A 21,969-nucleotide genomic window follows, 5' to 3' on the forward strand; every position below is an offset into this window, starting at 1 on the left:
AGTGGACACATGAGCGATACGCGCACGATCCCCGGCGCCCAGTCGATCGCCCGCGCGGCGGCGTTGCTGCGCTTGGTGACGTCCGCCGGCGAATCCGGGATGGCGGTGGCCGAACTCGCGCGACGCGCCGGGCTCACCAGGCCCACGACGCACCGTCTGCTCACCGCGCTGCGGCACGAAGGTCTGGTCGACCAGGACGAACGCAGCGGACGCTGGATGCCCGGCCCCGAGCTGTACCTCATGGGCACCGTGGCGGCATCCCGCTACGACATCACCGCCGTAGCCCGCGACATCGTGCGCTCGCTCGCGGTGCGCACCGAAGAGAGCGCGTTCCTCTCGGTGCGCCGCGGCGACGAGACGGTGTGCCTGCTGCGCGAAGAGGGCAGCTTCCCGATCCGCTCGTTCGTCCTGTCCGAAGGCGTGCGGTTCCCGCTCGGTGTCGCCTCCGCGGGCCTGGCGATCCTCGCCTTCCTACCGTCCCACGATGTGGACGCGTACTTCGAGCGGCATCCCGAGCTGGCCACCGAGTGGGGGGCGTCGCACTCTCCGCAGCGTCTGCGCGCGCGGCTGCGCGACACGCAGGAGCGCGGCTACGCGGTCAATCCGGGCCTCATCGTCGAGGGCAGCTGGGGAATGGGTGCCGCGGTGTTCACCCGCGAGGGGCATGCGCAGTGGGCACTGAGTCTCACCGGTGTCGAGTTCCGCTTCGGTCCCGACCGGCTCGCCGAGCTGGGCCGCACACTGCTGGCGCACGCCCACCAGCTCACGACGCGGATCGCCGCCGGGCGCTGACGCGCGCTGTGCCGACGCGTGAAGAGTTCACGCGACGTCGTGGCGCTCGGCGGACGGTGGGAGTACCGTCTGCGGCGGACACCGGGGTCCGCCCGGTGGATCGAAGGAGACGCCGATGCAGACGATGACCCTCGCTGATGACCGCACACTCGCCTACGACGACTACGGCGATCCCGCCGGCTCGCCGGTGATCTTCTGCCACGGGTTCTCGGACTCTCGACTGATCCGAAACCCCGATGAGGCGCTCACCGCCTCGCTCGGCGTGCGGATGATCGCCGCCGATCAGCCGGGAGTGGGCGGCTCCTCACCACAGCCGGGCCGGACCATGGCCGACTGGGGTCCCGACATGGAGCAGCTCGCCGACCACCTCGGCCTCGAGCGGTTCGCGATCGCGGGACACTCCGGCGGCGGGCCGCATGCCCTCGCCGTCGCGCACCGCCTCGGCGACCGGGTCACCCACGGCGCCCTGGCCTCGCCCGTGGGCCCGCTCGACGAGGACGGCTTCGCGAAGATGCTCGTGATGCGCGATCTCAAGCTCATCGTGAAGCTGCGCCACTTCCACCACATCATCCGCTGGGCCTACAAGGCCGATGTCTCCAAGGCCCGCAGGGACATCGGATCGTTCGTGTCGGCGATGGCCGAGGAGGACCCCGGCGACGCCGCGACCTTCCAGCGGACCCCGGCCCAGGAGGCGATGTTCGAGGCCAACTTCACCGACGGCATGGTGCAGGACGAGGAGGGGCTCTACGAGATGACCATGGCCCTGTGGAACTGGGGCTTCGAGATCGAAGAGGTCACCCAGCATATGGACGTGTTCTACGGCGACGCCGACGACATCATCTCGCCGCGCATGCCGCAGCGGGTCGCCGAGCGGCTTCCCGACGCGACCGAGCACGTGTGGGAGGGTGCGGGCCACTATGGCTTCGTCGACCGCGAGCGGTGGATCCAGTTCCTCACGGCGCTGCGCCCCACCGGTCGCGCGGGCTGATCCGTCAGACCGAAGCCGGCGTCGCGAGCTCGTCGCGCACGACCTTCGCCACGATCTCGGCGCCGGCCGGCGCCATCACGATCGTGTAGTGGTTCAGGTCGTCGACGCGCTCGTGGACGATGTCGGGATGCGAGGCGAGGATGCGCTCGAGGTGCTCGGGGGCATAGAGCCCCGGCTCTTCGTCCTGCAGTCCGCGCGGCGCGGTCAGCACGTGCGTCGGATGCCGCAGTTCGGCCAGGGCGTGCAGCAGCAGCGGACCCGTGTTCATGTCGACGGTGTCTTCGGCTGTCGTCTCGTAACTCGTGGCCGGCCGCAGGCGACCAGCGCCGTCGGGCACGAGGTCGTACTCGATGTATCGCTCCAGCTCGGCGGTCCAGGCCTCGCGGAACGCGGGGTGCGCGCGCCAGAAGTCCCGGTATTCGGCGGGGTCGTCGAACCGCATCGACAGCCGTGCGGCCGTCGGCCCCAGGATGCCGGCGACCAGCGCGTCGGCGTCGAGGCCGGCGGGCACATCCAGCGGCAGCCCGCCGTCGACGAGCACGAGTCGCTCCACACGGTCGGGGTACAGGTGGGCGAACGCGAGCGCGACGAACGCCCCCATCGAGTGACCGACGACCACGATGCTCTCGATGCCGAGCGCGTCCAGTGTCGCGGCGAGGTCCTCGGCATGGGCGCGCATTCCGGCGGGCCCCTCGAGCGCGTTGCTCGCGCCACGACCGCGCAGGTCGGGAGCGACGGCACGCACGCCCGGCAGCCGCTCGACGACGAACGGCCACGCGAGGTGCGAGCTGGTCACGCCGTGCACCAGCAGCACGTCCGCCGTCGCGGCTTCCGTCGGATCCCACACCGCGACGCGCAGGTCTCCGCCGTTCACGGGCACATCGATCGTGCGGTAGGCGTGCCCGGTCATCGCGCAGTCCACCCGCCGTCCATGGTGTAGCTCGCACCCGTGACCATGCCGGCGGCCTCCGACGCGAGCCAGCCCGCGAGCGAGGCCACCTCCTCGGGCTCGATGAGCCGCTTGATCGCGGTCTCGGTGAGCATGATCTTCTCGACGACCTCGTCCTCGGGGATGCCGTGCACACGCGCTTGGTCGGCGATCTGCTTCTCGACCAGCGGCGTGCGCACGTATGCGGGGTTGATGCAGTTGCTCGTGACGCCGTGGGGTCCGCCCTCGAGGGCGGTGACCTTCGAGAGACCCTCGAGTCCGTGTTTGGCAGAGACGTACGCCGACTTGAAGGCGCTCGCCCGCAGCCCGTGCGCACTCGAGATGTTGATGACCCGGCCCCAGCCGCGCTCGTACATCGTGGGCAGCGCGGCGCGGATCAGGAGGAACGGCGACTCGAGCATCAGCCGCATCATGAGCCGGAAGGCATCCGGATCGAAGTCGGGGATGGGGCTCACCCGCTGGATGCCGGCGTTGTTGACGAGGATGTCGCAGTCGAGCGTCAGATCGTCGAGCGCAGCGGTGTCCGACAGGTCCACCACCCACGCCTCTCCCCCGACCTCGGCGGCCGCGGTGGCCGCGGCGTCCGCGTTGAGATCCGCGACGACGACATGGGCGCCGCGGCGCGCGAACTCGTGCGCACACGCGAGACCGATGCCGCTGGCCCCTCCGGTGACGAGGGCGCGTTTGCCCGTGAGGTCGTCGATGCTCATGACCGTCCGCCTTCCTGATCGTGCCGTGGTGCCAGCGCATTGTCGATGAACATTGCCATCGCGTCGAACACGGCGGGGTCGAGTTCGGCGGGGGGCACACCGTCGGCGTCGCGCTCCCACAGCAGGAAGCGCATGCCGATCAGCTCGCCCATGCCCATGAGCGCCCATGCGGCGACCGCGGGATCGAGTCGACGATCGACATCGCCGGTCTGCTGCGCCGAGCGCAGCCCTGCCTCGTACCCTTCGACGATGCGGCTGTAGTGCAGTCTCAGCACCTCGGGCGAGACGAACTCGGCTTCGCGCACCACGCGATAGAGAGCGGGATGCTGCGCGGTGAAGCGGAAGAATCCCGCAAATCCGGCCCGTTCGGCGTCCAGCCTCGATGCGGCACCCTCCATCGCCTCGGACATCGAGTGGCGCACGCGCCGGTTGAGGTCGATCACGAGGGCCTCGAAGATCGACTGCTTGCTGTCGAAGTAGAGATAGAACGTGCCCAGTCCGATGCCGGCACGCTCGGTGATCTTGACGATCGACGCCTCGTGATAGCCCTGCTCGGCGAACACCTCCTCAGCGGCTTCCAGCAGCCGCCGGCGGGTCGCTTCACCGCGCTTGGTCAGGGGGCGTCCCGTCGCCGGAGAGATCGGGGTGGCCTCGTCGTCGAGGACGTCACCGGGTGTGCTCATGGCGCACCTCCTCCATGAGGTCACGGGCGCGCTCGCGCAGTCGCGCGCGTGCCACCTTCTCGATCGTGGACTTCGGCAGCGACTCGACGAACTCGATGCGCGCCGGCACCTTGAACGCCGCGAGTCCGCGGCGCGCGTGCGCGAGCACCTCATCGGCCGAGAGGGCGGCGCCCGCGGCGGGCACGACGAACGCGAGTCCGCGCTCGCCCCATACCGGATCGGGCACGCCGACGACGGCGGCGGCGGCGATGAGCGGATGCTGGACGAGGGCCCGCTCGACCTCGGCGGGTGCGACGTTCTCGCCGCCCGAGATGAAGATGTCCTTGAGTCGGTCGACGACGCGGTGCACGCCGTCGGCGTCCCGGTGGACGAGGTCGCCGGTGCGCAGCCACTCGCCCTGCATGGCGCGTGCGGTGGCATCCGGGTCACCGAGGTAGCCCGCGAAGACGCTGGGCCCGCGCACCCACAGCTCCCCCGTCGCCTCGCCGTCGAGGGTGAGGCCGGTCTCGGGGTCGGCGAGGCACACCGACACGTGGGGGTATGGTCGGCCCACAGCGCCGGGGTGGGTCATCGCCTCGTCGGCGGTCAGGTGCAGAACGTTCGGCGCCGCCTCGGTGAGGCCGTAGCCCTGTGTGAGTGCGACGCCGCGGTCGGCCCAGATCTCGCGCAGTCCCGAGGGCGTGGTCGCTCCGCCCACCAGCGCGAGGCGCAGCGAACTCAGGTCTGCGGCATCCCACCCCCGGTCGGCGGCCAGCAGTGCGTACTGCGTCGGCACGCCCATCATCGCCGTCACCCCGCGACCCTCGATGAGCTGCAGCACACGACCGGGCTGGAACGAGCGCTCGAGCACCACGGTCGCCCCCGTCCACCAGGCCAGCAGCGGCTGGCAGTTCCACGCGGCGACATGGAACTGCGGCAGCATGGCGAGCACCACGTCGTCGCGCGTCAGCGGCAGCGCCTGGGCGAGCGCGAGGTTGTTCCAGAAGCAGTTGGCGTGGGTGAGCACCACGCCCTTCGGCGACGCCTCGCTGCCCGAGGTGAAGATCACCAGCAGTGGGTCGTCGTCGCGCACATGGCGCGCGGGGCGCGGGTCGCGCGAGGCGGGAACGGATGCCTCCACTCCCGTCGTGCCGAGCGCGGCCACCGGCGGTGCGACCGACAGCGCGCGCAGCGCCTCTCCGGCGGTGGCCGCGTACTCGTCTTCGACCAGCACGAGCGCCGCATCCGCGCGGCTCAGGATGCCCGACAGCTCGGTGGGCGTGAGCCGCCACGAGAGCGGCACGAACGCGATGCCCGACAGGGCGCACGCGAAGAACGCGACGACGTGGTCCGTGGAGTTGCCCGACACCGTGGCGATTCGGTGGCCGGGTCCGTAGCCGCCCGCGCGCAGTGCTTCGGCCAACTCGGTCGCGCGACGGGCCAGCGTCGAGTAGTCGACGGTGACGCCGCGGTCGTCGATCGCGACGCGCCCGGGAGACCGTGTCGCCCGGTCGGTCAGCCACCGGCCGACCGTGTGCACGCCGTCTTCGACCGTCTCGTCCCAGGTCATGCCCGCGCTCCGACGCCCTCGGCCTCGCTGTCGGCGTCGTCCATCGTGCGCAGCGCACCGCGTGTGCGCTCGCCGTGGCGGCGGCGGAACCAGCCGTCGATCGTGCCGGCGATGCCGCCGGGAAGGAACATGACGACGAGGATGAACAGCACGCCCAGCAGGAACAGGGGTTCCGAGAGCGGGATGCGCAGCACGTCGGGCAGCGAGGCGATCGCCTCGGATCCGGCCAGCACGGTGAGGCGCTGGTCGAGCAGCGTGTACAGCACGCCCCCCACGATGGCACCCCAGCGGAACCCGACGCCACCGAGAACCACCATGACGAGGATCGTGATGGTGAGATCGGCCGAGACCGCGCGGGGCACGGTGCCCGATTGCAGCAGCATGTACGCGACGCCCGACAGGCTCGCCAGCACCGCGGCGATCACGAAGACGATCAGCCGCACGCGGTAGGGCGACAGGCCGAGCACGCGCACGCGCTGCTCGTTCTCGCGGGTCGCCCGCGCGAGGTGGCCGAGGCGCGAGGTGTCGACCCAGAGGGTCACGAGGTAGACGATCACGAGCACCGCGAGGGCGAACCAGTAGAGATTGCGGGTGTTGACGACGCCGATGAGGAAGTCGGGCACGCCGTCGGTGTTCAGCCGCAGCCCCTCCTCGCCGCCGGTGACGGCCGAGTTGCGGCGCACGAGCACCGAGCCCGCCTGCGCGAAGGCCAGCGTCACCATCGCGAACGGGATGCCCGAGACCCGCATCGATACCGCACCGGTGACCAAGGCGATGACCATGCCGCCGATGAGGGCGATGAACACGCCCGGCCACAGCGGCACACCGAAGTGCTCGAGCGCGATACCCAGCCCGTATGCGCCGGCGCCGAAGTACAGTGCATGGCCGAAGGAGAGCATCCCACCCGAGCCGAGCAGCAGGTTGTACGACAGGGCGAGGGCGGCGAACACCATGCACAGCGACAGCAGGGCAAGTGTGCCGGGCAGGTAGGTGGGCGTGGGCAGGATGCCGGGGATGGAGATGTTGAGCATCGGCAGGATCGCCATGAAGACGACCAGCACGACCCCGACGGCAGTGGGGACGAAGCGCTTCCAGGAGCGAGAGTCGGTCACGGTGGTCATGCCTTCCTCCCGAGCAGGCCGGACGGTCGCACGAGCAGCACCACCGCCAGCAGCACCACGACGATGAAGTCGCCGGTGCCGCCGAGGTACGAGTTGGCGAGCTGCTGCAGGACCGCGACGAGCACGGATGCCACGGCCGCGCCGGTGAGCGAGCCCAGACCGCCCACGACGGTGACGATGAACGCGAAGATCAGCAGCGTCGACCCCAGGTGGGCCGAGACGAACGTGGAGTAGTGCATCGCCAGCACGCCGCCGATGCCGGCGGCCGCACCGCCGATCGCGAACACGAGCGTGAACGAGCGACGCACGTCGATGCCGAGCGCCGTCACCATGCTGCGGTTCTCGACGCCCGCGCGGATGACCATGCCGTAGCGGGTCTTCTGCAGGAACAGCACGAGGGCGGCGAGCACCAGGATCGCGGCGATCATGAGAACCCAGTAGGTGTTCGGGATGCGCGCTCCCAGCACCTCGGTGGTCTCCTTGAGCCACGGCGGGCCCGCGATGTGGATCGGATCGGTCCCCCAGATGCCCTCGAAGAGGGCGACGGCGGCGAACGACAGTCCCACGGTGACGAGCACCTGTTCGATGTGCCGCTCGTAGAGCGGTCTGATGAGCACGAGTTCGGTGAGCGCCGCGAACACCGCGCCGACGACGGCGCCGACGAGGATCGACAGCAGGAACCCGCCCCACGATGCGGTGCCCACGGCCTGGGCGACCATCCAGCCCATGAACGCGCTCAAGGTGAGGAAGGCGCCGTGGGCGAAGTTCAGCACGTGCATGAGCCCGTAGATGAGGCTCAGGCCGCTCGCGACGAGGAAGTACAGGGCGCCGAGGCCGACGCCGGTGATGAGGGTGAGGACGAGGGTGCTCATGAGTGCGCCTCCGCGTGGACGCCGAGCAGGCGTCGGGTCAGCTCTTCATCGTCGAGGATCTCGTTCGCCGTTCCGGTGTGCACGACGCGGCCACCGCCGATGACGATCGCGTCGCCGGCCAGGCGGCGGACCACCTCGAGGTTCTGCTCGACGAGCAGGATGGGCACCGTCTTGGATGCCTCCTGCAGCGCGTCGGCGACCTCGGCCACGATCTTGGGCGCGAGGCCCTTGGTGGGTTCGTCGACGAGCAGGATGCGATTGTCGTTGATCAGCGCACGGGCGACCGAGACCATCTGCTGCTGTCCGCCCGAGAGCGTGCCGGCGACCTGGTCGCGGCGCTGTACGAGGTCGGGGAACAGTTCGGCGACGAACTCGCGGCGCGGCTCGCGCTGCCGCTCGGCGAGCGCGAGGTTCTCGGCGACCGTCAGCTTCGAGAAGATCTCGCGGTCCTCGGGCACGTATCCGACGCCGCGCTGAACGATGCGGTGCGTGGGCATGCCGTCGATGCGCTCCCCCGCGAGTGTCACGGTGCCGCGCCGGTGGATGAGGCCGAGGATGCCGCGCAGCGTCGAGGTCTTGCCGACGCCGTTGCGCCCGAGCACGGCGGTGATGCCGGTCGCGGGCACCGAGAAGGTGACCTCTTCGACGACCTGCTGGCCGGCGATCGAGCAGCGCAGGCCCTCGACGGTGAGAATCGGTTCGGCGGCGCTCATGCGGCATCCGTCCCGAGATAGGCCTGCTGCACGGTCGGGTTGTCCATGACCGCCTGGGGGGTGTCGAAGGCGATGATCGTGCCGAAGTACATGACGGCGACCTTGTCGACGAGCCCCATGAGCACATCGATGTGGTGTTCGACCATGAGGACGGTGCAGCCCTTCTCCTGCTGCATTCGACGGATGTTCTCGACCAGGCCGGGCACATCGCCCGATCCGACGCCGGCCATCGGCTCGTCGAGCAGGACGATGCCGGCATCGGTCGCGAGCAGCACGGCGATCTCGAGCTTGCGCTTGTCGCCGTGCGAGATGTCGCCGGCCGGCGCATCGGCCATGTGGGTGAGACCGACCTCGGCGAGCTTCTCGTCGGCGACCTCGGTGGCCGGGTCGCGCCGCGTCGGGAACCGCAGCAGTGACGCCGAGCCCCCGAGCGAGACCTGGGCGGCCAGTCGCACGTTCTCGCGCACCGAGAGGCGCGGGAACAGGCTCGACGTCTGGAAGGTGCGCCCCAGTCCCGCCCGCGCCCGGGCGGGCACGGACGCCGACGTGATGTCGGTGCCGTCCATGACGACCCGACCCGACGTGGGCTTCATCAGTCCGGAGATCACGTTGAACAGCGTGGTCTTGCCGGCACCGTTGGGCCCGATGACGCCGACCAGCGAACCGGCGGCGACGTCGAGGTCGACGTCTTTCAGGATGGTCGCGCCGCCGATCTGCAGGCCCACGTTCTCGACACGAAGTGCCGAGCCCGTGGGCGCCGCAGCGGGCGCGGACGGAACGGGAGTGCTCATCGCGGTCGTGCCTCTTACTGCGCTTCGGCGGGAGCGACGGCGTCGGCGGCGGCCGTGTCGATGAGCTCGGCCACGTACGAGTCGCCGTCGGCGACCAGCTTGACCTGGTACATCTCCTGGATGAGGGCGTGGTCGCCCTCACGGACGGTCATCGTGCCCTTGGGCCCCTCGAACGAGTAGCCCTCCAGCGCCGCGATCATCGCGTCGACGTCGCCCTGACCCTCGGCGATCGCGTGCACGATCATGAGCGCCGCGTTGAAGCCGTCGGGGCTGAACAGGTCGGGCGTGCCGCCCATGCCCTCGATCGCCTCGATCATGGCGGTGTTCACGTCGTTGTCGTTCGCACCCGGGAAGTAGTGGTTCAGGAAGTTGATCTGCTCGGATGCCTCGCCGTACGCGCCGAACGTGGCGGCGTCACCCAGACCCGTGACCACCGGAACCTCGTCGAGCACGCCCTGCTGGCTCATGGCCTGCCACATCGCACCCGACGTCGCACCGGCCCACGCCACGAACACGAGGTCGGGCGAACCGGCGAGCACCTGCTGTGCGAACGGGGTGAACTCGGTCACGTCCTCGGCGACGAGCACCGAGTCGACGGTCGCGCCCTGGGCGCCGAGGATCGCGTCGACGGCGGCGAGGTTGCCCTGGCCGAAGGCGGTGTCCTGGGCGAAGACGGTGATCTTCTTGCCCTCGATGTCATCGAGGAAGGTACCGGCGGTCGCGACGTCCTGCGCGCTCTGGCGACCCGAGCGGAACGTGTACTCGTTGATGCCGGTGATCGCGTCGGCGGCCGCGGGGCCCGACACGTACAGCACCTGGTTCTGGTCGGCCTGCTCGGCGACAGCGAGCGCGACGCCCGACGACGCGGTGCCGGCGATGATGTTGACGCCCTCGCCGATGAGCTCCTTGACGGCGGTGACGGCCTTGTCGGGGTCGCCGGCGTCATCGCGGTACTCGACGTTGATCGTCGTGCCGTCGATCTCGCCGGTGCCGTCGATCGCGTAGTCGAGGCCGGCCTTGAAGCCGTCGAGGTACTGCTTGCCGTAGCTGGCCAGCGGACCGCTCTCGCTCGTGACGATGCCGACCGTGATCTCGGCGAGGCCCGAGCCCTCGGTCTCTTCGCCGCCGCCGGCTTCGGTCGACGGCGCGCAGGCCGCCAGGACGAGGGCTGCCGTGGCGACCACGGATCCCATGAGCAACTTCTTCGTAACGCGCATGTGCGTGCCTTTCACCATTGGAAGGGGTCGGTGCCTGTAGCAATACCTGAAATCTGATTCAGGTCTTCGCAAATGTAGGAAACAGATGACCCGAGGTCAAGTCGGGGCCGGTGGAATCGGCGTGTCGTCACCGTTTCGTGACCATCCGGCGCGTCCACCCGGACAGACGAAAGGAGGGACCCCATGACGGGATCCCTCCGAGTGGTGCACCCCCAGGGACTTGAACCCTGAACCCACTGATTAAGAGTCAGTTGCTCTGCCGATTGAGCTAGAGGTGCGTCGTCCGCCATGGCGGACCGAGGGTCAACATTACCATCACGATCGGGTCTCCCTGAAATCGTGCCGGGGAACACTCGATTATCCTGGGAGGCGTGACCTCCCCCGCTTCGTCCGCGCGCTTCGACGCGCCCTATGACGGGGATCTCCGGGCCGATCTCGAGCTGGCCCTTCGGCTCGCGGATGCCGCGGATGCGGCATCCATGGATCGTTTCGACGCACCCGACCTGCAGGTGAGCACGAAGGCGGACGCCTCGCACGTCACCGAGGCCGATCTCGCCACCGAGCGCGCCATCCGCGACCTGCTCGCCATCGAGCGCCCGGACGACGGCGTCTTCGGTGAGGAGTTCGGCATCACCGGCGACTCGCCGCGTCGCTGGGTCATCGATCCGATCGACGGCACCGCCAACTACCTCAAGGGCATCCCGATGTGGACGACCCTCATCGCCCTCGAGATCGACGGCATCCCACGCGTGGGTGTCGTCAGCCATCCGGCGATCGGCCGGCGCTGGTGGGGCGCGACGGGTCTCGGCGCATGGACCGCAGGCCAGGATGGTCGGTTGCGCAGCCTGGCGGTGTCGGGCGTCGACACCGTCGCCGACGCGAGCGTCAGCTTCCAGAGCATCGGCCAGTGGCGGGATGCCGGTCGGCTGGACGCTCTGGAACGCGTCACCGCCGCGGTGTGGCGCGATCGCGCCTACGGCGACACGTGGCCCTACATGCTGCTCGCCGAAGGTCGACTCGAGTTCGTCGCCGAGTTCGGTGTCAAGGAGTACGACATCGCCGCACTGGTGCCGATCGTGCTCGAAGCCGGCGGTCGCTTCAGCGACATCGACGGCGACGACACCCTCACGTCGCAGTCGTCGCTGGCGACGAACGGTCGCCTGCACGCCGCCTTCCTCGACCTGATCTCTCCGCCCGCCCACTCCTGAACCCTCGCCGGAGTCCGATGCCCCCCACGATCGCGCGCGCCGCAGGCGCCGTCGCCCTCGCCGCTTCGCTGCTGGTGACCACCGCCTGCTCGACGGGTGAACCGCCGGAAGCCCCACCGGCGGCGAGCGCGTCGGCCGAGCCCGACGCGACGGACTCCGCTGCGCCGACCGCCGAGCCCACGACCGCGCCGGTCGCTGATCCGACGTGCGAGAACATGATCGGCGAAGACATCGTCGCGGACTTCACGGACGTGGGCTGGACCAGCCTCGCGCAGCCGTTCCAGATCGGCGATGTCGAGCTCGAATCGGGCCTGCAGTGCGTCTGGGCCGATTTCGAGGGCCCCGCCGGCGACCACCTCATCATCTTCGGCTGGGCGCCGATCGACGCCGACCGGGCACGCGACGTGCAGAACGCACTGGTGGCCGACGGCTGGGTGCGCGAGGACGAAGCGGCCGGCGTGTACATCACCGAGAACCCCGACACGACGATCTCGACCGATGACGAGGGCTACGGGCTCACGTACCTGTTCGGCGACGGCTGGGTGAAGCTCGCCGACACCAAGCAGGGCCTGGTGCTCATCGACTGGCCGCCGACCTGACCTTCAGGTCGCTGAGCGAGCGCAGCGAGACGCAGCGCTACTGTCCCTCCGACTCCTCCGACTCCTCCGACTCGACCTCGACCGGGATCTCGATCGACTCGATCGCGGTGCCCTGCACGAAGAGCCCGCCGAAGCCGGCGTCCACGGGTGCGGCATCCTCGAGCATCTCGGCCTCGGACTTCGAGTGCAGTGGCTCAGAGGGCAGCCCGGCCCACTCGGTCGGCTCTTCGGGGCGGTGCTGGAACAATCCCATGCATCCATTGTGTCCCCGCGACGGCGGATCTACTCCCCTGTCACCCTGATGACCGTACGGTCCATCGGAAGCTCATCGTGACGGAGGTCGGGGGTCACCGCCTCGAACGGCAGCTCACCGGTGGGCTGGAGCCCGAGGTCGTCGTCCCAGATCCGTTCGGTGATCGACCCGATGAGTTCGAACTCGGCGAACACATAGGGCACGCCGTCCGACGGGAAGAACGTCGGCTCGGTCTGCAGGTGGAAGTGCAGGTGCGGCGTCGTCGAGTTGCCGCTGCTCCCGATGAGCCCGAGCTCCTGACCCTGCTCGACCGTGTCGCCGACCTTGACCCGCACCGACCCCGGATCCATGTGCCCGTAGAGGGCGTAGAGCCCCGGCGCGATCTCGACGACGACGTGGTTGCCGACCGTCTCCACCACCGGCGGAATGGGCGGCGGGTCGGGCATCGCCGTCGAATTGGGGAAGATGTCGACCGACCTCACGACCGTGCCGGAGGCAGCCGCCAGGATCGGCTGTCGATACGAGAAATAGCTCGTGATCTCCGAAGGGTCTCCCTCCCACGTGCGGTGATCCTCGTCGAGAAGGAAGAAGTCGATCGCGAACCGCTGCGGCACGAGCGCCTGGCCGTTGACAGGCGCGAAACCGCGGCGATGGTGCGTGTCGTCGACGCAGCATCCCTCGCTCATGTACCAGTCCCCCGCGCCCACGGGCACGGCGACGGCGGTCGCCTCCTGATCCGACACCGCGACGCTGCCGATGGCCGCATCGACCTCGGCCGGGTCGCCTTCCGGTCGGATCAGCGCCCCGCTCGCGAGGTGTTCGACGTGGGCGGGAATCGCGGAGTCCTCGTCGATCTGCACGTCGAGCCACGCGATCCAGGTCTCGGCGCCGCCGATGCGAACGGGCCCGACCTCGGCGGTGCCCGCCGACGACTCGCCGAGTCGGATCACGGAGCGGTGCAGGTCCTCGGGGCCGATCACCAGCAGGATCTCGCCGGTCGAGGCATCCGCCACCTCGAGGCTCGTGACCTCGAACGGCAACGCGGTTGCGTTCGTCAGCAGCAGTTCGTAGGCGAGATGCACCTTGCCGTCCGTTCCCTTCACCGGGGCGGGCGTCGTGACCGTCGAGGCGATGAGGGGCGTGAAGGCCGTCCCGGGGGCGAGGTCCTCGCCGTCGGGCACCTCGACGGAGGCGTCGGGAACCGACGTCGCGCTCGGTGACGCCGCCGGGGTCTCGGCGGCGGGCGCACCGAACGTGCAGCCCGCGAGAGCCGCGACGGCGAGGAGCGCGACGCCGACTGCGACGGTGCGGGGCAGGATGCTGCGGGCACGGGCCATGGTGTTCCCTTCGATCCGCACACGACTCGCCGCATCGACCTCGGCGGACCCGTCGTGCCGGGCGGAGCGGCAGGACGAGATGGTGACTCCATCGATGGGAGCCGAGACTCCAGTCGCAGAGTACACCCGGCCGGCGAGCGCGCGAGTGTGCGCAGGGCGGGAACGGGATAGTACGATAATCAATATATCGATAAGCAATACACATTGGAGTGGCGTATGGGCATGATCTTGGCGTGGCTGATGACGCTGGTTCCGACTGCTGTCGGCATCGCAGGGGCGTTCGTCGCTTGGCGGCGCGTGCGCCGCGAGAACGTGGGCGGGATGCCGCTGGTGACGACCACGATGTTCGTGTCGGCCGCTGCGGCGGGGGCGTTCCTCACGCTGGCACTGCTCGCGATCACCGGGCCGTGGGCGCTGGGGCAGCCGACCCCGATCGCGGTCGCGCTCGACCCGGTGCAGCAGGAGGTCTTCCGAGAGGGTTCCGGCTTCGTCGGCGGCTACTCGGCCCTCGAGGTCTTCTCAGGGCTCGACGACGGCACCGTGGTCCTCGCCTCGCTGGGACTCGCCGCCGGCTACCTTCCGCCTGCGGCGATCGCCGCGCTGATCGCCGTCGGCGCACACGCGGTGCTGACGGGACGGGTCTTCCGCCGCTCGATCACCGTCGGCGCCGTGGCGACCGCGGGCATCTGTGTGGTCTTCGGCACTCTGCAGCAGGGCCTCGCGAATGCGGCCGGCAGTCAGGCGAGCCTGCAGCTGCGCGACGCCGTCGCGGGCATGACCGACGGGGGCTTCCTCATGCTGGTGCGGGTGCCGCAGTACAACCCCTGGCCCGTTGCCGCCGCCGTCGGGTTCCTCGCACTGGCGGTCATCGTACGTCGCGGTGCGCGGATCGCGGAGCAGTCACGAGGGCTCGTATGACGCCCGAGACGGAGGGACCGACCGGCATCCGCTGCCGACTCGGAGAGCTGCTCGACCAGCGCAGCATGACTCTGTCGAGACTGAGCCGCATCGTCGACATGAGCTACGCGAACCTGTCGATCCTGAAGAACAATCACGCGCGTGCCATCCGGTTCTCGACCCTCGTCGCGATCTGTCGGGCGCTCGACTGCGAAGTCGGCGATCTCCTGGTGGTCGACGACACCTGACCGTTCGCGTCGTGATCGCCCTGGACCTCACGCCGGATGCCAGCGTCCAGGCCGGGCGCCGGTCGCGACGGGCCTGTCCGGCGTGTTGGACCATTGGCTCCACGAACCGGGGTAGACCGCGACTTCCAGGCCCCCGGCCGCCCCGGCCAGCGCCGTGTGCGCGGCCGTGAGGCCCGACCCGCAGTAGGCGGCGACGGCCGTTCCCGCCGTCGCCCCGACGCTCTCGAACGCCGAGCGGATCACCCCCGGAGCCGCGAAGCGTTCACCGTCGAGCACAGCATCGGCGGGCAGATTCACCGCCCCTGGAATGTGCCCGGCGACGGGATCGTACGGCTCGGACTCACCTCGGTAGCGTTCGGCCGCCCGCGCGTCGATCAGCACCCCGTGCTGGGGCCATACGGCGGCCTCGTCCATCGAGATGCCGCTCCCCCACTGGTGGAGCGTGATCGACCCGCGGTCGGGTGCGACGTCGCCGGTCTCGAGCGGCAATCCGGTCGCCCGCCACGTCGCCAGACCGCCGTCGAGCACCCGTACGTCAGCGACGCCGGCGCCGCGCAGCATCCACCAGGCGCGGGCGGCGGCGACCGAGCGATAGTCGTCGTAGACGACGACCGCATCGCCGTCGTCGAGACCCCAGCGTCGCGCAGCCTCCTGAAACGTCTCGTGCGAGGGAAGCGGATGCCGCCCCTCTGACGGCACACCATGCGTCGCGAGTTCCGTTTCCATGTCGACGTACACGGCGCCCGGAAGGTGCCCCGCCACATAGTCGGCACGACCGTCGGGCTTGTCGAGGCGATAGCGGACGTCGAGCAGCCGGATGCCTCGTCCGGCCTCGAGCAGTTCGTGGAGTTCGTCGACCGAGATGAGCGGTGAGCCGGGCATACCAGCATCCTCACACGCACTGCCGCCTCGATCGTCTGCAGCCCGATCGATCCGGGCGCGGGCACTGCCTTCGAGTCAGCACGCCATACGACCCGTGATCCACGCGATGAAAGGCCCGACGTAAGATGCTGGACCTCGTCCCGTAGACGCCTCGAGGTCGCCGTCTGGTCGGCCCGGTCCACGTACGGTGGTGAGCGACCGGAGCGCGATCGGCACGGACATCTTGCCTGTGACGCTGCGGGGCTGGGAGGGTCATGGGATGCGTCGGGAAGCTGGTCGTTGGGTCGAGGTGACGGTCAGCTCTGCCGTGATCGCGGTGCACCGTGAGGACCCTGTGGCGACGGTCGACGCGATCGGGCGGGACCGTCAGGTCGTGTCCTGGCCGGATCTGCCTGTGGGTCGCCGGAGTGTGACCAGCACGGTGCTCGCTGGCCCGTCGGGAGCGTGGGTCGTCTATCAACCGATGGAATCAGAGGATCCCAGCTTCCCGAAGGGAGACGCCGCTGCCGTGCACGTCTGCGTCGACGGGAGCGTGACGCGCTTCACGATGCTCGAGGACACCCAGCCCGTCGGCGCGACCGGGCACGGCCTCTGGCTGACCTCGGGAGGGTTCCCGGACCCGAACGATCCGACCGAGTGGCACCAGCGGCAGCGGCTGTCCGTTCTCGCGACGGATGGCACTGCACACATCGTGCAGGCGGACCGCAAGGCGGCATTCGCCTTCGAAGAGCAGGCATCCGCTCATCTCGTGGTCTACGACGGGCCACCCGACGTCAACCGCGACGGGAGAGGCGCGACGTATGCATACCGCTACGCTGCGTGGCCTCTGCCTGCCCACCTACCTGCGCGCCTTCGCGCAGCAGACATGCACGCCGAACCCCTCGACGAGGGTGCACTGAGGGAAGCGCTGGCGGCCAAGGCGCCTGTCACCGCCGAGGAATCACCGTCTCGACCCGAACTGAGGTGGGACGTCATCCCGCTCGCTCCTGCCGACCAGGCCGCGGCGATCGATTCCGTGAAGCGAGAATTCGACAGCCTCGAAAACTACTGGCGTGCGCCCGACGGAAGAACGTCGCCGCTCTCGGACGGGCTCGCCGACTCGCACGTCGAGTCCATCGACGAATGGCCACGGACACGGGTCGAGGTGTCGTTCACGCATCCCTCCTATCGCGAGGGTCGCCTGCGCCGAACGCTCCGCGTCTTCGACGACGCCGGACGTGCCAGACCCGCGCTGTACGCCGCGATCCACCTCATGGAGGACCTCGACACACGAGCCTTGCCCGAGCCTGAGAAGGCGCGCGACGGGGTCCTCGACATCTGACACCGATCCGCCCGATCAACCACCCGGTTTCGTCCACCCATCGATAGATTCGTGTCGTGAGTAGTGTTCAGCGTGCCGTGCTCGTTTCCGTTGCGCTGGTGATGTCAGTGTCGCTGACGGGTTGCTCAATCGATTCGGTGGTCTGGGGAGCGGACGGCGCTCGCGTAATCCAGACGACCGAGGAGCTCATCGACGCCATGGCGGAAGGCGATACGACTGATCTCGTCTGCGCGGACTCCGTGGCGGAGCTCGGCGAACCGAGCGATTGGGTCGGTCTCTCGGCAGGTGAGCCCGAGCACTTCTTCGCTGACTATTGGGACGAGCAGGTGCCGCTCGATCCGCAATGGAACATCAACCTCGAGGGTCTGCCCGCGGGGCTGACGCCCGGTTCCGCCTTCCCGGGTGATGTCTTCTACCGAGAGACCGCTGCGGGCCTCTGCGTGATCGACATCGCGTGGTCGAACCTCGTTATCGAGGGTTGACGCTCACGCCCCGTACCGGGGCGGCGGATGCTGGGTCCACTGCCGGCGCTTAGCGCCAGTCGAGTCCGCGCGCTTCGAGATACGCCTTCGTCATCGGTGAGTCGATGAGGTAACGCTCGACGTTCCCGCGGGCGCCTGTGATGGTGATGAACCGGCCGCGCGCATCCTCGTGAGCGACGATCTCTTCGAGTCCGTTCTCGAACGTCGCTTCCTGCAACGGCCAGCAGCCCCGGCACTGATGGCCGTCGTCGAGTCGTGTGGCGAAGTCCATCGTGTCTCCTACGCGTGCCGCGGGAAGGCCGCAGCGAGCCGCCCCGAGACGACGTCGGGGTCGATCGGATCCGGCGTCGATTCAGCCGTTATTCGTTTGATGAGCAGACGTGGCCACAGCACGTGGATTCCGTTGACCTCGAAGCTTCCACCGATGAGCGGCCAGTCCGCCTCGAGGAAGCAGAGCACACCAGTCACCGTCACTGCGTCGTCAGCGACAGCGCCGGCGACTCGATCGACTTGAGATGCGACACCGGAGACGAGCTTGCTGGCGTCGCGGCCGCCGACCCGAAGCGACTCCGTGCGTGGGCGCAGGATGCCGCCTTCCACGTGCAGTTCGGGACGCTTGCTCTTGTACCGCTTCGCATCGATCACCCAGACGCCGGCAGGGGTGACGACGATGTGGTCGATGTTCGCCCGGGTTCCGGGATTGCGGCGGTCGTGCAAGACCCGCGCCGTCGCAGGAAGATCTTTCAACCGTTCGCCCAGGAGCTCTTCGCCGACCGCGCCACGCTCCCAGGCACGCGTGCTCTGCGGGTCGTCCGAGAGCGCCAGGATGAGGCCGCCGAGCTTCGGATGGCTCGCGCGGATGCGGTCTTCGCGGGCGCTCTTGCGTCGTTCGTACTCGCGCCTCGCCGACCCGCCGGCGACATCCGGCTGGGGCTCAGCAGGCATCCGGCACTCGACGCAGCGCACGGTCTTCGCGTTTCGCTCGTAGATCGCCTCGCCCCCAGCGGGTAGAGGCTCGCCGCAGGGGCGGCAGGTCCCGGCGTAGCGCAAGCGAATCTGTTTGTCGCTTCCGACCGGATCCATCGTCACGCGCTGAACGTAGCAGCGATCGACGACCCCAGTGAGAGAACCCAGCCGAGTCCGTTGCGACCAAGCGACCCACTCAGCCGGCGCTCTTCCGTTCCTTCGCCTGGACGCGCAATCCTCCACCCGGATTCTCCGCGACCGTGAACATTCCGACCTCGCGCACCAGATCTGAGAGCTTGGCGTACCCCCAGTTGCGCGAGTCGAAGTCGGGCTGCTGCTTGCGCATCATCGAGCCGACCGTCGACAACTGCGCCCAACCGTCCTCGCTCGAGGCGTTGCCGACGCTCGCGCGCAACAGCGAGACGAGTCGACCGTCTGTGCGCAGCTTCGCCGCGGGCACGCGCGGCTTGGCAGGCGGCGCGCCTTTCGAATCCGCTTCCGGCTCCGCGGCGACCTCGAGCACATCCAGGTAGGTGAACCGGTCGCATGCGTTGCGGAACGCTTCGGGCGTCTTGCGCTCTCCGAAGCCATAGACCGTGATGCCGTCTTCGCGGATCCGGGATGCGAGACGCGTGAAGTCGCTGTCCGACGAGACGATGCAGAAACCCCGAACAGACGAAGAGGGCCCGAAATCCGCGTGATTCCGCGGGTGTCGGGCCCTCTTCCGTGACAGCGGTTTGTGGAGATGGGGGGAATCGAACCCCCGTCCATCGCTGAGTTACTGCGTCTTCTCCGGGCGCAGTCTGTGTAAGCGTTCTGCTCGGCCCCGACCTTCAGCACAGACACACAAGTCGACGGGCCCAGCCTGAAGAAAGTCCCGCGTGACGCTCAGGCGACGTCACGCAGCAAGATCCCTAGATGACGCCAGGACCCGTGACGGAATCAATCACGGACTGACGGAGTCGGGCTCGCTGCTCAGGCAGCGAGGGCGAACTCGGACTGCTTCTTTTCGGCAGTTATTGGTTTGCAGGGGGCGTTCACGAGATAACCCTGCATCCTCGGCCCGCTTCTCGCAGATGCGCAGGCGATGTCGAAACCGATCATCCCCGTGATCCTTCTCGCGAAGGGAGCCGCTGTCACGCTGTGGAGTTGTCACGTCCGGACGCCGTGGCATCCGAGCACATCAGACTACAACGGAACTCCCCCTCCCGCCATTCCTCACGGTCGCCGGCCACGCGTACGATCGCGGTATGAGCGATGTGATCATCACCGTGCGCGGCGAGCACGAGACCCGCCGACCGCCCGAGCAGGGCGTCGTGCGCGTCTCGGTGCGCACCGAGGGCCCTGAGCGCGGAGCCGTCGTCGAACGACTGTCGGCCCTGTCTCAGCCGATCCGCGACGACCTGACCTCGCGCAAGGATGCCGGTGACCTCGCCGAGTGGTCGAGCCAGCGCGTCTCGATCTGGTCGAACCGCCCGTGGGCCTCGGACGGGCGCCAGCTCGCCCTCGTGCACCACGCCGCGGTCGAGTTCACGGCGACCTTCGAAGACTTCGCGGCCCTGTCGTGGTGGGTCAGCGAGATCTCGGCCCGTGACGGCGTGCAGATCGACCACGTCGCCTGGCAGCTCACCCCCGCGTCGGCCAGAGAGACCGAAGCCGCGACGGCCGCGCAGGCGGTGCAGGTCGCTGTCGATCGGGCGACCGCCTATGCGAAGGCGCTCGGCCTCACGACCGTCGAGGCCCGCGAGGTGGCCGACCTCGGCCTGCTCACCCGCGCCGAGGCTGCCCCGGCCCCCGAGATGCGGATGATGGCGATGCGAGCATCGGCGGATGCCGGCGGCGGCGCGCCCGCGGTCGATCTGCAGCCGGAAGAGATCGTGGTCACGGCCGGCGTCGAGGCCCGCTTCGCCGCCCGCTGACTTGATTGCCCCCGCGGCCGGCCTCAATGTCTGAGGTCGCTTATAGCGTGTAGGTAGCTGATCAGCCGAGTGCCCGCGTGCTGGTCGACGTTGTTCGTCGATGGCTGCCTGAGAGGGGCGCGCGTGGGGCACACAGGAGTTGACCCGTCTGGTGGGTGGGACGCGCTCGCTGACCTGGTCGAGCGGATGCTGCACACCCGGACCCAGATCGCGGCGCTCGAGGCCGAGCAGTCCACGCTGCTGGCCGAAGCGGTCGAGGTGTCGCAGGCGCGTGCAGCGGCCCGGCGCGCAGCGGGCAGGCGTGAGGGCACCGATCTCGCGCTGCGGGAGGTGACCGCCGAACTGGCCGCGGCGATGCGGCTCTCGGACCGGTCGGTGCAGGCGCGGATGTCGACCGCGTACACCCTCACCGATGCTTACCCGACCACCCTCGACCACCTCGCCGACGGCCGGATCGACCCCGCCCACGCCGCGGTCATCGTCGATGCCGGCACCGGCCTCACCGACCCTCACACCCGCGCAGCGTATGAACGGCTGGTGCTGGATGCCGCCACTGACCACACCCCGACGCGGCTGCGCGAGATCGCCCGCGCCATCGCCGCACGCCTGGACCCATCACTGCTCACCGACGCCCACCAGCGTTCCCAGGCAGACCGATGCGTGAAACTGACCGAGCTCACCGACGGGCTCTCCCGTATCATCGCCGACCTGCCCACCGTGAACGCGCACGGCATCCACGACCGGCTCACCCAGATGGCCCACGACCTCACCCGACCCGCCGCCGACACCACCGACGGTCCGGGCGACACGGATGCTGTCGACGACCCGCGCACGATCGACCAGCGCCGCGCCGACATCCTCACCGACCTGCTGCTGTCGGCCACCCCTGTTGCACACGGCACCCCCGATCGGATGTCGCGGATCCGCGCCCACGTACAGGTCACCATCCCCGTCACGACCCTCGCCGGGGTCGCCACGGAACCCGCCTTGCTCGCCGGGGTCGGCCCCATCGACCCCGACACCGCGCGTGCGCTCGCCGGTGCCGCCCCCGGCTGGGACCGCGTCCTCACCGACCCGCACTGCGGCGTCCCCCTCGCCGTCGACCGCTATCGACCCAGCACTCAGCTGCTGCGCTACCTCCGCGTCCGCGACGAGCGCTGCCGGTTCCCCGGCTGCGTTCAAAAACCTTGGCGGTGCGACGCCGACCACACCGCCGACCACGCCCGCGGCGGCGAGACGAGTGCGTGCAACCTGGCGCTCCTGTGCCGACGGCACCACACCGTCAAACACGCCACGGCCTGGACCGTGCGGCAACTCGACCACGGCGTCCTCGAATGGACCAGCCCCACCGGTCGTGCGTACCGCGACCGACCACCGGCATCCGTGCGCTTCGTCCCCACCCGACCACCCGAAACCGGCGCGCACGCAGACGAACGACAACCCGACCCGCCCTTCTGACCGGGGCGGGTGGG

The 21,969-nt window shown here is 69.3% G+C and carries 25 protein-coding genes, 1 tRNA gene, 1 other RNA gene and 1 pseudogene; 10 read left to right on the forward strand and 18 right to left on the reverse strand.

Annotated features, from left to right (window positions below):
- The first annotated feature begins 9 nt into the window (after positions 1-9).
- Positions 10-792 carry an IclR family transcriptional regulator gene (locus ABD663_RS03755; RefSeq protein WP_344736519.1) on the forward strand — a complete coding sequence of 261 codons (783 nt, stop codon included), beginning with the start codon at positions 10-12 and terminating at the stop codon, positions 790-792.
- A 115-nt stretch (positions 793-907) separates the two neighbouring features.
- Entirely contained in the window at positions 908-1,780 is an 873-nt protein-coding gene (locus tag ABD663_RS03760; RefSeq protein ID WP_344736521.1) for an alpha/beta fold hydrolase, read from the forward strand.
- Positions 1,781-1,784: 4 nt separating this feature from the next.
- On the opposite strand, the gene ABD663_RS03765 is transcribed toward ABD663_RS03760, so the two are convergent.
- The 10 genes from ABD663_RS03765 to ABD663_RS03810 all read right to left on the reverse strand — a co-directional run bounded on the left by ABD663_RS03765 (position 1,785) and on the right by ABD663_RS03810 (position 10,663).
- Positions 1,785-2,690: an alpha/beta fold hydrolase gene (locus ABD663_RS03765; RefSeq protein WP_344736522.1), complete on the reverse strand. Its 906-nt coding sequence runs from the start codon at positions 2,688-2,690 to the stop codon at positions 1,785-1,787.
- A complete protein-coding gene (locus ABD663_RS03770) occupies positions 2,687-3,439 on the reverse strand; it encodes a 3-hydroxybutyrate dehydrogenase (RefSeq protein ID WP_344736523.1) in 753 nt (250 codons plus the stop codon). The genes ABD663_RS03765 and ABD663_RS03770 overlap by 4 nt, the downstream gene beginning before the upstream one ends.
- A complete protein-coding gene (locus ABD663_RS03775) occupies positions 3,436-4,122 on the reverse strand; it encodes a TetR/AcrR family transcriptional regulator (RefSeq protein WP_344736525.1) in 687 nt (228 codons plus the stop codon). The genes ABD663_RS03770 and ABD663_RS03775 overlap by 4 nt, the downstream gene beginning before the upstream one ends.
- Complete coding sequence (locus ABD663_RS03780) at positions 4,106-5,671, reverse strand: class I adenylate-forming enzyme family protein (RefSeq protein ID WP_344736526.1); 1,566 nt, start codon at positions 5,669-5,671, stop codon at positions 4,106-4,108. The genes ABD663_RS03775 and ABD663_RS03780 overlap by 17 nt, the downstream gene beginning before the upstream one ends.
- Positions 5,668-6,792 carry a branched-chain amino acid ABC transporter permease gene (locus tag ABD663_RS03785; RefSeq protein ID WP_344736527.1) on the reverse strand — a complete coding sequence of 375 codons (1,125 nt, stop codon included), beginning with the start codon at positions 6,790-6,792 and terminating at the stop codon, positions 5,668-5,670. The genes ABD663_RS03780 and ABD663_RS03785 overlap by 4 nt, the downstream gene beginning before the upstream one ends.
- Positions 6,789-7,664, reverse strand: a complete 876-nt coding sequence (locus ABD663_RS03790; protein WP_344736528.1) for a branched-chain amino acid ABC transporter permease — start codon at positions 7,662-7,664, stop codon at positions 6,789-6,791. The genes ABD663_RS03785 and ABD663_RS03790 overlap by 4 nt, the downstream gene beginning before the upstream one ends.
- Positions 7,661-8,377 carry an ABC transporter ATP-binding protein gene (locus ABD663_RS03795; RefSeq protein WP_344736529.1) on the reverse strand — a complete coding sequence of 239 codons (717 nt, stop codon included), beginning with the start codon at positions 8,375-8,377 and terminating at the stop codon, positions 7,661-7,663. Before ABD663_RS03795 ends, ABD663_RS03790 begins: the two co-directional genes overlap by 4 nt.
- On the reverse strand, positions 8,374-9,168 hold the full coding sequence (locus tag ABD663_RS03800) for an ABC transporter ATP-binding protein (protein ID WP_344736530.1): 795 nt from the start codon (positions 9,166-9,168) through the stop codon (positions 8,374-8,376). Before ABD663_RS03800 ends, ABD663_RS03795 begins: the two co-directional genes overlap by 4 nt.
- A 14-nt stretch (positions 9,169-9,182) precedes the next feature.
- Entirely contained in the window at positions 9,183-10,385 is a 1,203-nt protein-coding gene (locus ABD663_RS03805) for a substrate-binding domain-containing protein (RefSeq protein WP_344736532.1), read from the reverse strand.
- 202 nt (positions 10,386-10,587) lie between these two features.
- Positions 10,588-10,663 (reverse strand) — tRNA-Lys (locus ABD663_RS03810).
- 93 nt (positions 10,664-10,756) lie between these two features.
- On the opposite strand from ABD663_RS03810, the gene ABD663_RS03815 reads away from it, so the two are divergent.
- On the forward strand, positions 10,757-11,593 hold the full coding sequence (locus tag ABD663_RS03815; protein ID WP_344736533.1) for an inositol monophosphatase family protein: 837 nt from the start codon (positions 10,757-10,759) through the stop codon (positions 11,591-11,593).
- Positions 11,594-11,610: 17 nt separating this feature from the next.
- Positions 11,611-12,192, forward strand: coding sequence for a hypothetical protein (locus ABD663_RS03820; protein WP_344736534.1), 582 nt, complete (start codon positions 11,611-11,613; stop codon positions 12,190-12,192).
- A 37-nt stretch (positions 12,193-12,229) separates the two neighbouring features.
- On the opposite strand, the gene ABD663_RS03825 is transcribed toward ABD663_RS03820, so the two are convergent.
- Positions 12,230-12,445 (reverse strand): hypothetical protein, encoded by a 216-nt coding sequence (locus ABD663_RS03825; protein ID WP_344736535.1) that lies wholly within the window; start codon positions 12,443-12,445, stop codon positions 12,230-12,232.
- A gap of 29 nt (positions 12,446-12,474) precedes the next feature.
- Positions 12,475-13,782 carry a M23 family metallopeptidase gene (locus tag ABD663_RS03830; RefSeq protein ID WP_344736536.1) on the reverse strand — a complete coding sequence of 436 codons (1,308 nt, stop codon included), beginning with the start codon at positions 13,780-13,782 and terminating at the stop codon, positions 12,475-12,477.
- A 216-nt stretch (positions 13,783-13,998) separates the two neighbouring features.
- On the opposite strand from ABD663_RS03830, the gene ABD663_RS03835 reads away from it, so the two are divergent.
- The gene (locus ABD663_RS03835; protein ID WP_344736537.1) at positions 13,999-14,700 is read left to right on the forward strand and encodes a hypothetical protein; all 702 of its coding nucleotides are present in this window, start codon (positions 13,999-14,001) and stop codon (positions 14,698-14,700) included.
- Positions 14,697-14,927: a helix-turn-helix domain-containing protein gene (locus ABD663_RS03840; protein WP_344736539.1), complete on the forward strand. Its 231-nt coding sequence runs from the start codon at positions 14,697-14,699 to the stop codon at positions 14,925-14,927. The genes ABD663_RS03835 and ABD663_RS03840 overlap by 4 nt, the downstream gene beginning before the upstream one ends.
- 27 nt (positions 14,928-14,954) lie before the next feature.
- On the opposite strand, the gene ABD663_RS03845 is transcribed toward ABD663_RS03840, so the two are convergent.
- Complete coding sequence (locus ABD663_RS03845; protein WP_344736540.1) at positions 14,955-15,809, reverse strand: sulfurtransferase; 855 nt, start codon at positions 15,807-15,809, stop codon at positions 14,955-14,957.
- Between the two features lie 259 nt (positions 15,810-16,068).
- On the opposite strand from ABD663_RS03845, the gene ABD663_RS03850 reads away from it, so the two are divergent.
- Both ABD663_RS03850 and ABD663_RS03855 read left to right on the forward strand, forming a co-directional pair.
- Entirely contained in the window at positions 16,069-17,130 is a 1,062-nt protein-coding gene (locus ABD663_RS03850; RefSeq protein ID WP_344736541.1) for a hypothetical protein, read from the forward strand.
- Positions 17,131-17,186: 56 nt separating this feature from the next.
- Positions 17,187-17,612, forward strand: a complete 426-nt coding sequence (locus tag ABD663_RS03855) for a hypothetical protein (RefSeq protein WP_344736542.1) — start codon at positions 17,187-17,189, stop codon at positions 17,610-17,612.
- Positions 17,613-17,661: 49 nt separating this feature from the next.
- Here the strand turns inward: ABD663_RS03855 and ABD663_RS03860 are convergent, their stop codons facing one another.
- From ABD663_RS03860 to ssrA, 5 genes and pseudogenes are all read right to left on the reverse strand, one after another.
- Positions 17,662-17,883: a hypothetical protein gene (locus tag ABD663_RS03860; protein ID WP_344736543.1), complete on the reverse strand. Its 222-nt coding sequence runs from the start codon at positions 17,881-17,883 to the stop codon at positions 17,662-17,664.
- 8 nt (positions 17,884-17,891) lie between these two features.
- A complete protein-coding gene (locus tag ABD663_RS03865) occupies positions 17,892-18,695 on the reverse strand; it encodes a nuclease-related domain-containing protein (RefSeq protein WP_344736920.1) in 804 nt (267 codons plus the stop codon).
- Between the two features lie 79 nt (positions 18,696-18,774).
- Complete coding sequence (locus ABD663_RS03870; protein WP_344736544.1) at positions 18,775-19,038, reverse strand: OST-HTH/LOTUS domain-containing protein; 264 nt, start codon at positions 19,036-19,038, stop codon at positions 18,775-18,777.
- Positions 19,039-19,113: 75 nt separating this feature from the next.
- Positions 19,114-19,311: pseudogene (locus ABD663_RS15615) on the reverse strand (NYN domain-containing protein); the annotation flags it as partial.
- A gap of 4 nt (positions 19,312-19,315) precedes the next feature.
- Positions 19,316-19,686, reverse strand: a transfer-messenger RNA (tmRNA) gene (gene ssrA, locus ABD663_RS03875).
- 142 nt (positions 19,687-19,828) lie between these two features.
- Here ssrA and ABD663_RS03880 point away from each other — a divergent pair.
- Positions 19,829-20,497 carry an SIMPL domain-containing protein gene (locus tag ABD663_RS03880; protein WP_344736545.1) on the forward strand — a complete coding sequence of 223 codons (669 nt, stop codon included), beginning with the start codon at positions 19,829-19,831 and terminating at the stop codon, positions 20,495-20,497.
- A 123-nt stretch (positions 20,498-20,620) separates the two neighbouring features.
- The gene (locus ABD663_RS03885) at positions 20,621-21,955 is read left to right on the forward strand and encodes an HNH endonuclease signature motif containing protein (RefSeq protein ID WP_344736546.1); all 1,335 of its coding nucleotides are present in this window, start codon (positions 20,621-20,623) and stop codon (positions 21,953-21,955) included.
- Positions 21,956-21,969: the final 14 nt, after the last annotated feature.

The sequence above is a fragment of the Microbacterium awajiense genome, assembly GCF_039536545.1.
Lineage (GTDB): Bacteria > Actinomycetota > Actinomycetes > Actinomycetales > Microbacteriaceae > Microbacterium > Microbacterium awajiense.

Coding starts and splice junctions, on each gene's coding strand:
- ABD663_RS03850 (WP_344736541.1), top strand. CDS start 16,069: ATGCGTCGGGAAGCTGGTCGTTGGGTCGAGGTGACGGTCAGCTCTGCC.
- ABD663_RS03840 (WP_344736539.1), top strand. CDS start 14,697: ATGACGCCCGAGACGGAGGGACCGACCGGCATCCGCTGCCGACTCGGA.
- ABD663_RS03760 (WP_344736521.1), top strand. CDS start 908: ATGCAGACGATGACCCTCGCTGATGACCGCACACTCGCCTACGACGAC.
- ABD663_RS03835 (WP_344736537.1), top strand. CDS start 13,999: ATGGGCATGATCTTGGCGTGGCTGATGACGCTGGTTCCGACTGCTGTC.
- ABD663_RS03790 (WP_344736528.1), bottom strand. CDS start 7,664: ATGAGCACCCTCGTCCTCACCCTCATCACCGGCGTCGGCCTCGGCGCC.
- ABD663_RS03845 (WP_344736540.1), bottom strand. CDS start 15,809: ATGCCCGGCTCACCGCTCATCTCGGTCGACGAACTCCACGAACTGCTC.
- ABD663_RS03785 (WP_344736527.1), bottom strand. CDS start 6,792: ATGACCACCGTGACCGACTCTCGCTCCTGGAAGCGCTTCGTCCCCACT.
- ABD663_RS03770 (WP_344736523.1), bottom strand. CDS start 3,439: ATGAGCATCGACGACCTCACGGGCAAACGCGCCCTCGTCACCGGAGGG.
- ABD663_RS03755 (WP_344736519.1), top strand. CDS start 10: ATGAGCGATACGCGCACGATCCCCGGCGCCCAGTCGATCGCCCGCGCG.
- ABD663_RS03880 (WP_344736545.1), top strand. CDS start 19,829: ATGAGCGATGTGATCATCACCGTGCGCGGCGAGCACGAGACCCGCCGA.
- ABD663_RS03825 (WP_344736535.1), bottom strand. CDS start 12,445: ATGGGATTGTTCCAGCACCGCCCCGAAGAGCCGACCGAGTGGGCCGGG.
- ABD663_RS03765 (WP_344736522.1), bottom strand. CDS start 2,690: ATGACCGGGCACGCCTACCGCACGATCGATGTGCCCGTGAACGGCGGA.
- ABD663_RS03775 (WP_344736525.1), bottom strand. CDS start 4,122: ATGAGCACACCCGGTGACGTCCTCGACGACGAGGCCACCCCGATCTCT.
- ABD663_RS03820 (WP_344736534.1), top strand. CDS start 11,611: ATGCCCCCCACGATCGCGCGCGCCGCAGGCGCCGTCGCCCTCGCCGCT.
- ABD663_RS03780 (WP_344736526.1), bottom strand. CDS start 5,671: ATGACCTGGGACGAGACGGTCGAAGACGGCGTGCACACGGTCGGCCGG.
- ABD663_RS03805 (WP_344736532.1), bottom strand. CDS start 10,385: ATGCGCGTTACGAAGAAGTTGCTCATGGGATCCGTGGTCGCCACGGCA.
- ABD663_RS03800 (WP_344736530.1), bottom strand. CDS start 9,168: ATGAGCACTCCCGTTCCGTCCGCGCCCGCTGCGGCGCCCACGGGCTCG.
- ABD663_RS03830 (WP_344736536.1), bottom strand. CDS start 13,782: ATGGCCCGTGCCCGCAGCATCCTGCCCCGCACCGTCGCAGTCGGCGTC.
- ABD663_RS03795 (WP_344736529.1), bottom strand. CDS start 8,377: ATGAGCGCCGCCGAACCGATTCTCACCGTCGAGGGCCTGCGCTGCTCG.
- ABD663_RS03860 (WP_344736543.1), bottom strand. CDS start 17,883: ATGGACTTCGCCACACGACTCGACGACGGCCATCAGTGCCGGGGCTGC.
- ABD663_RS03865 (WP_344736920.1), bottom strand. CDS start 18,695: ATGGATCCGGTCGGAAGCGACAAACAGATTCGCTTGCGCTACGCCGGG.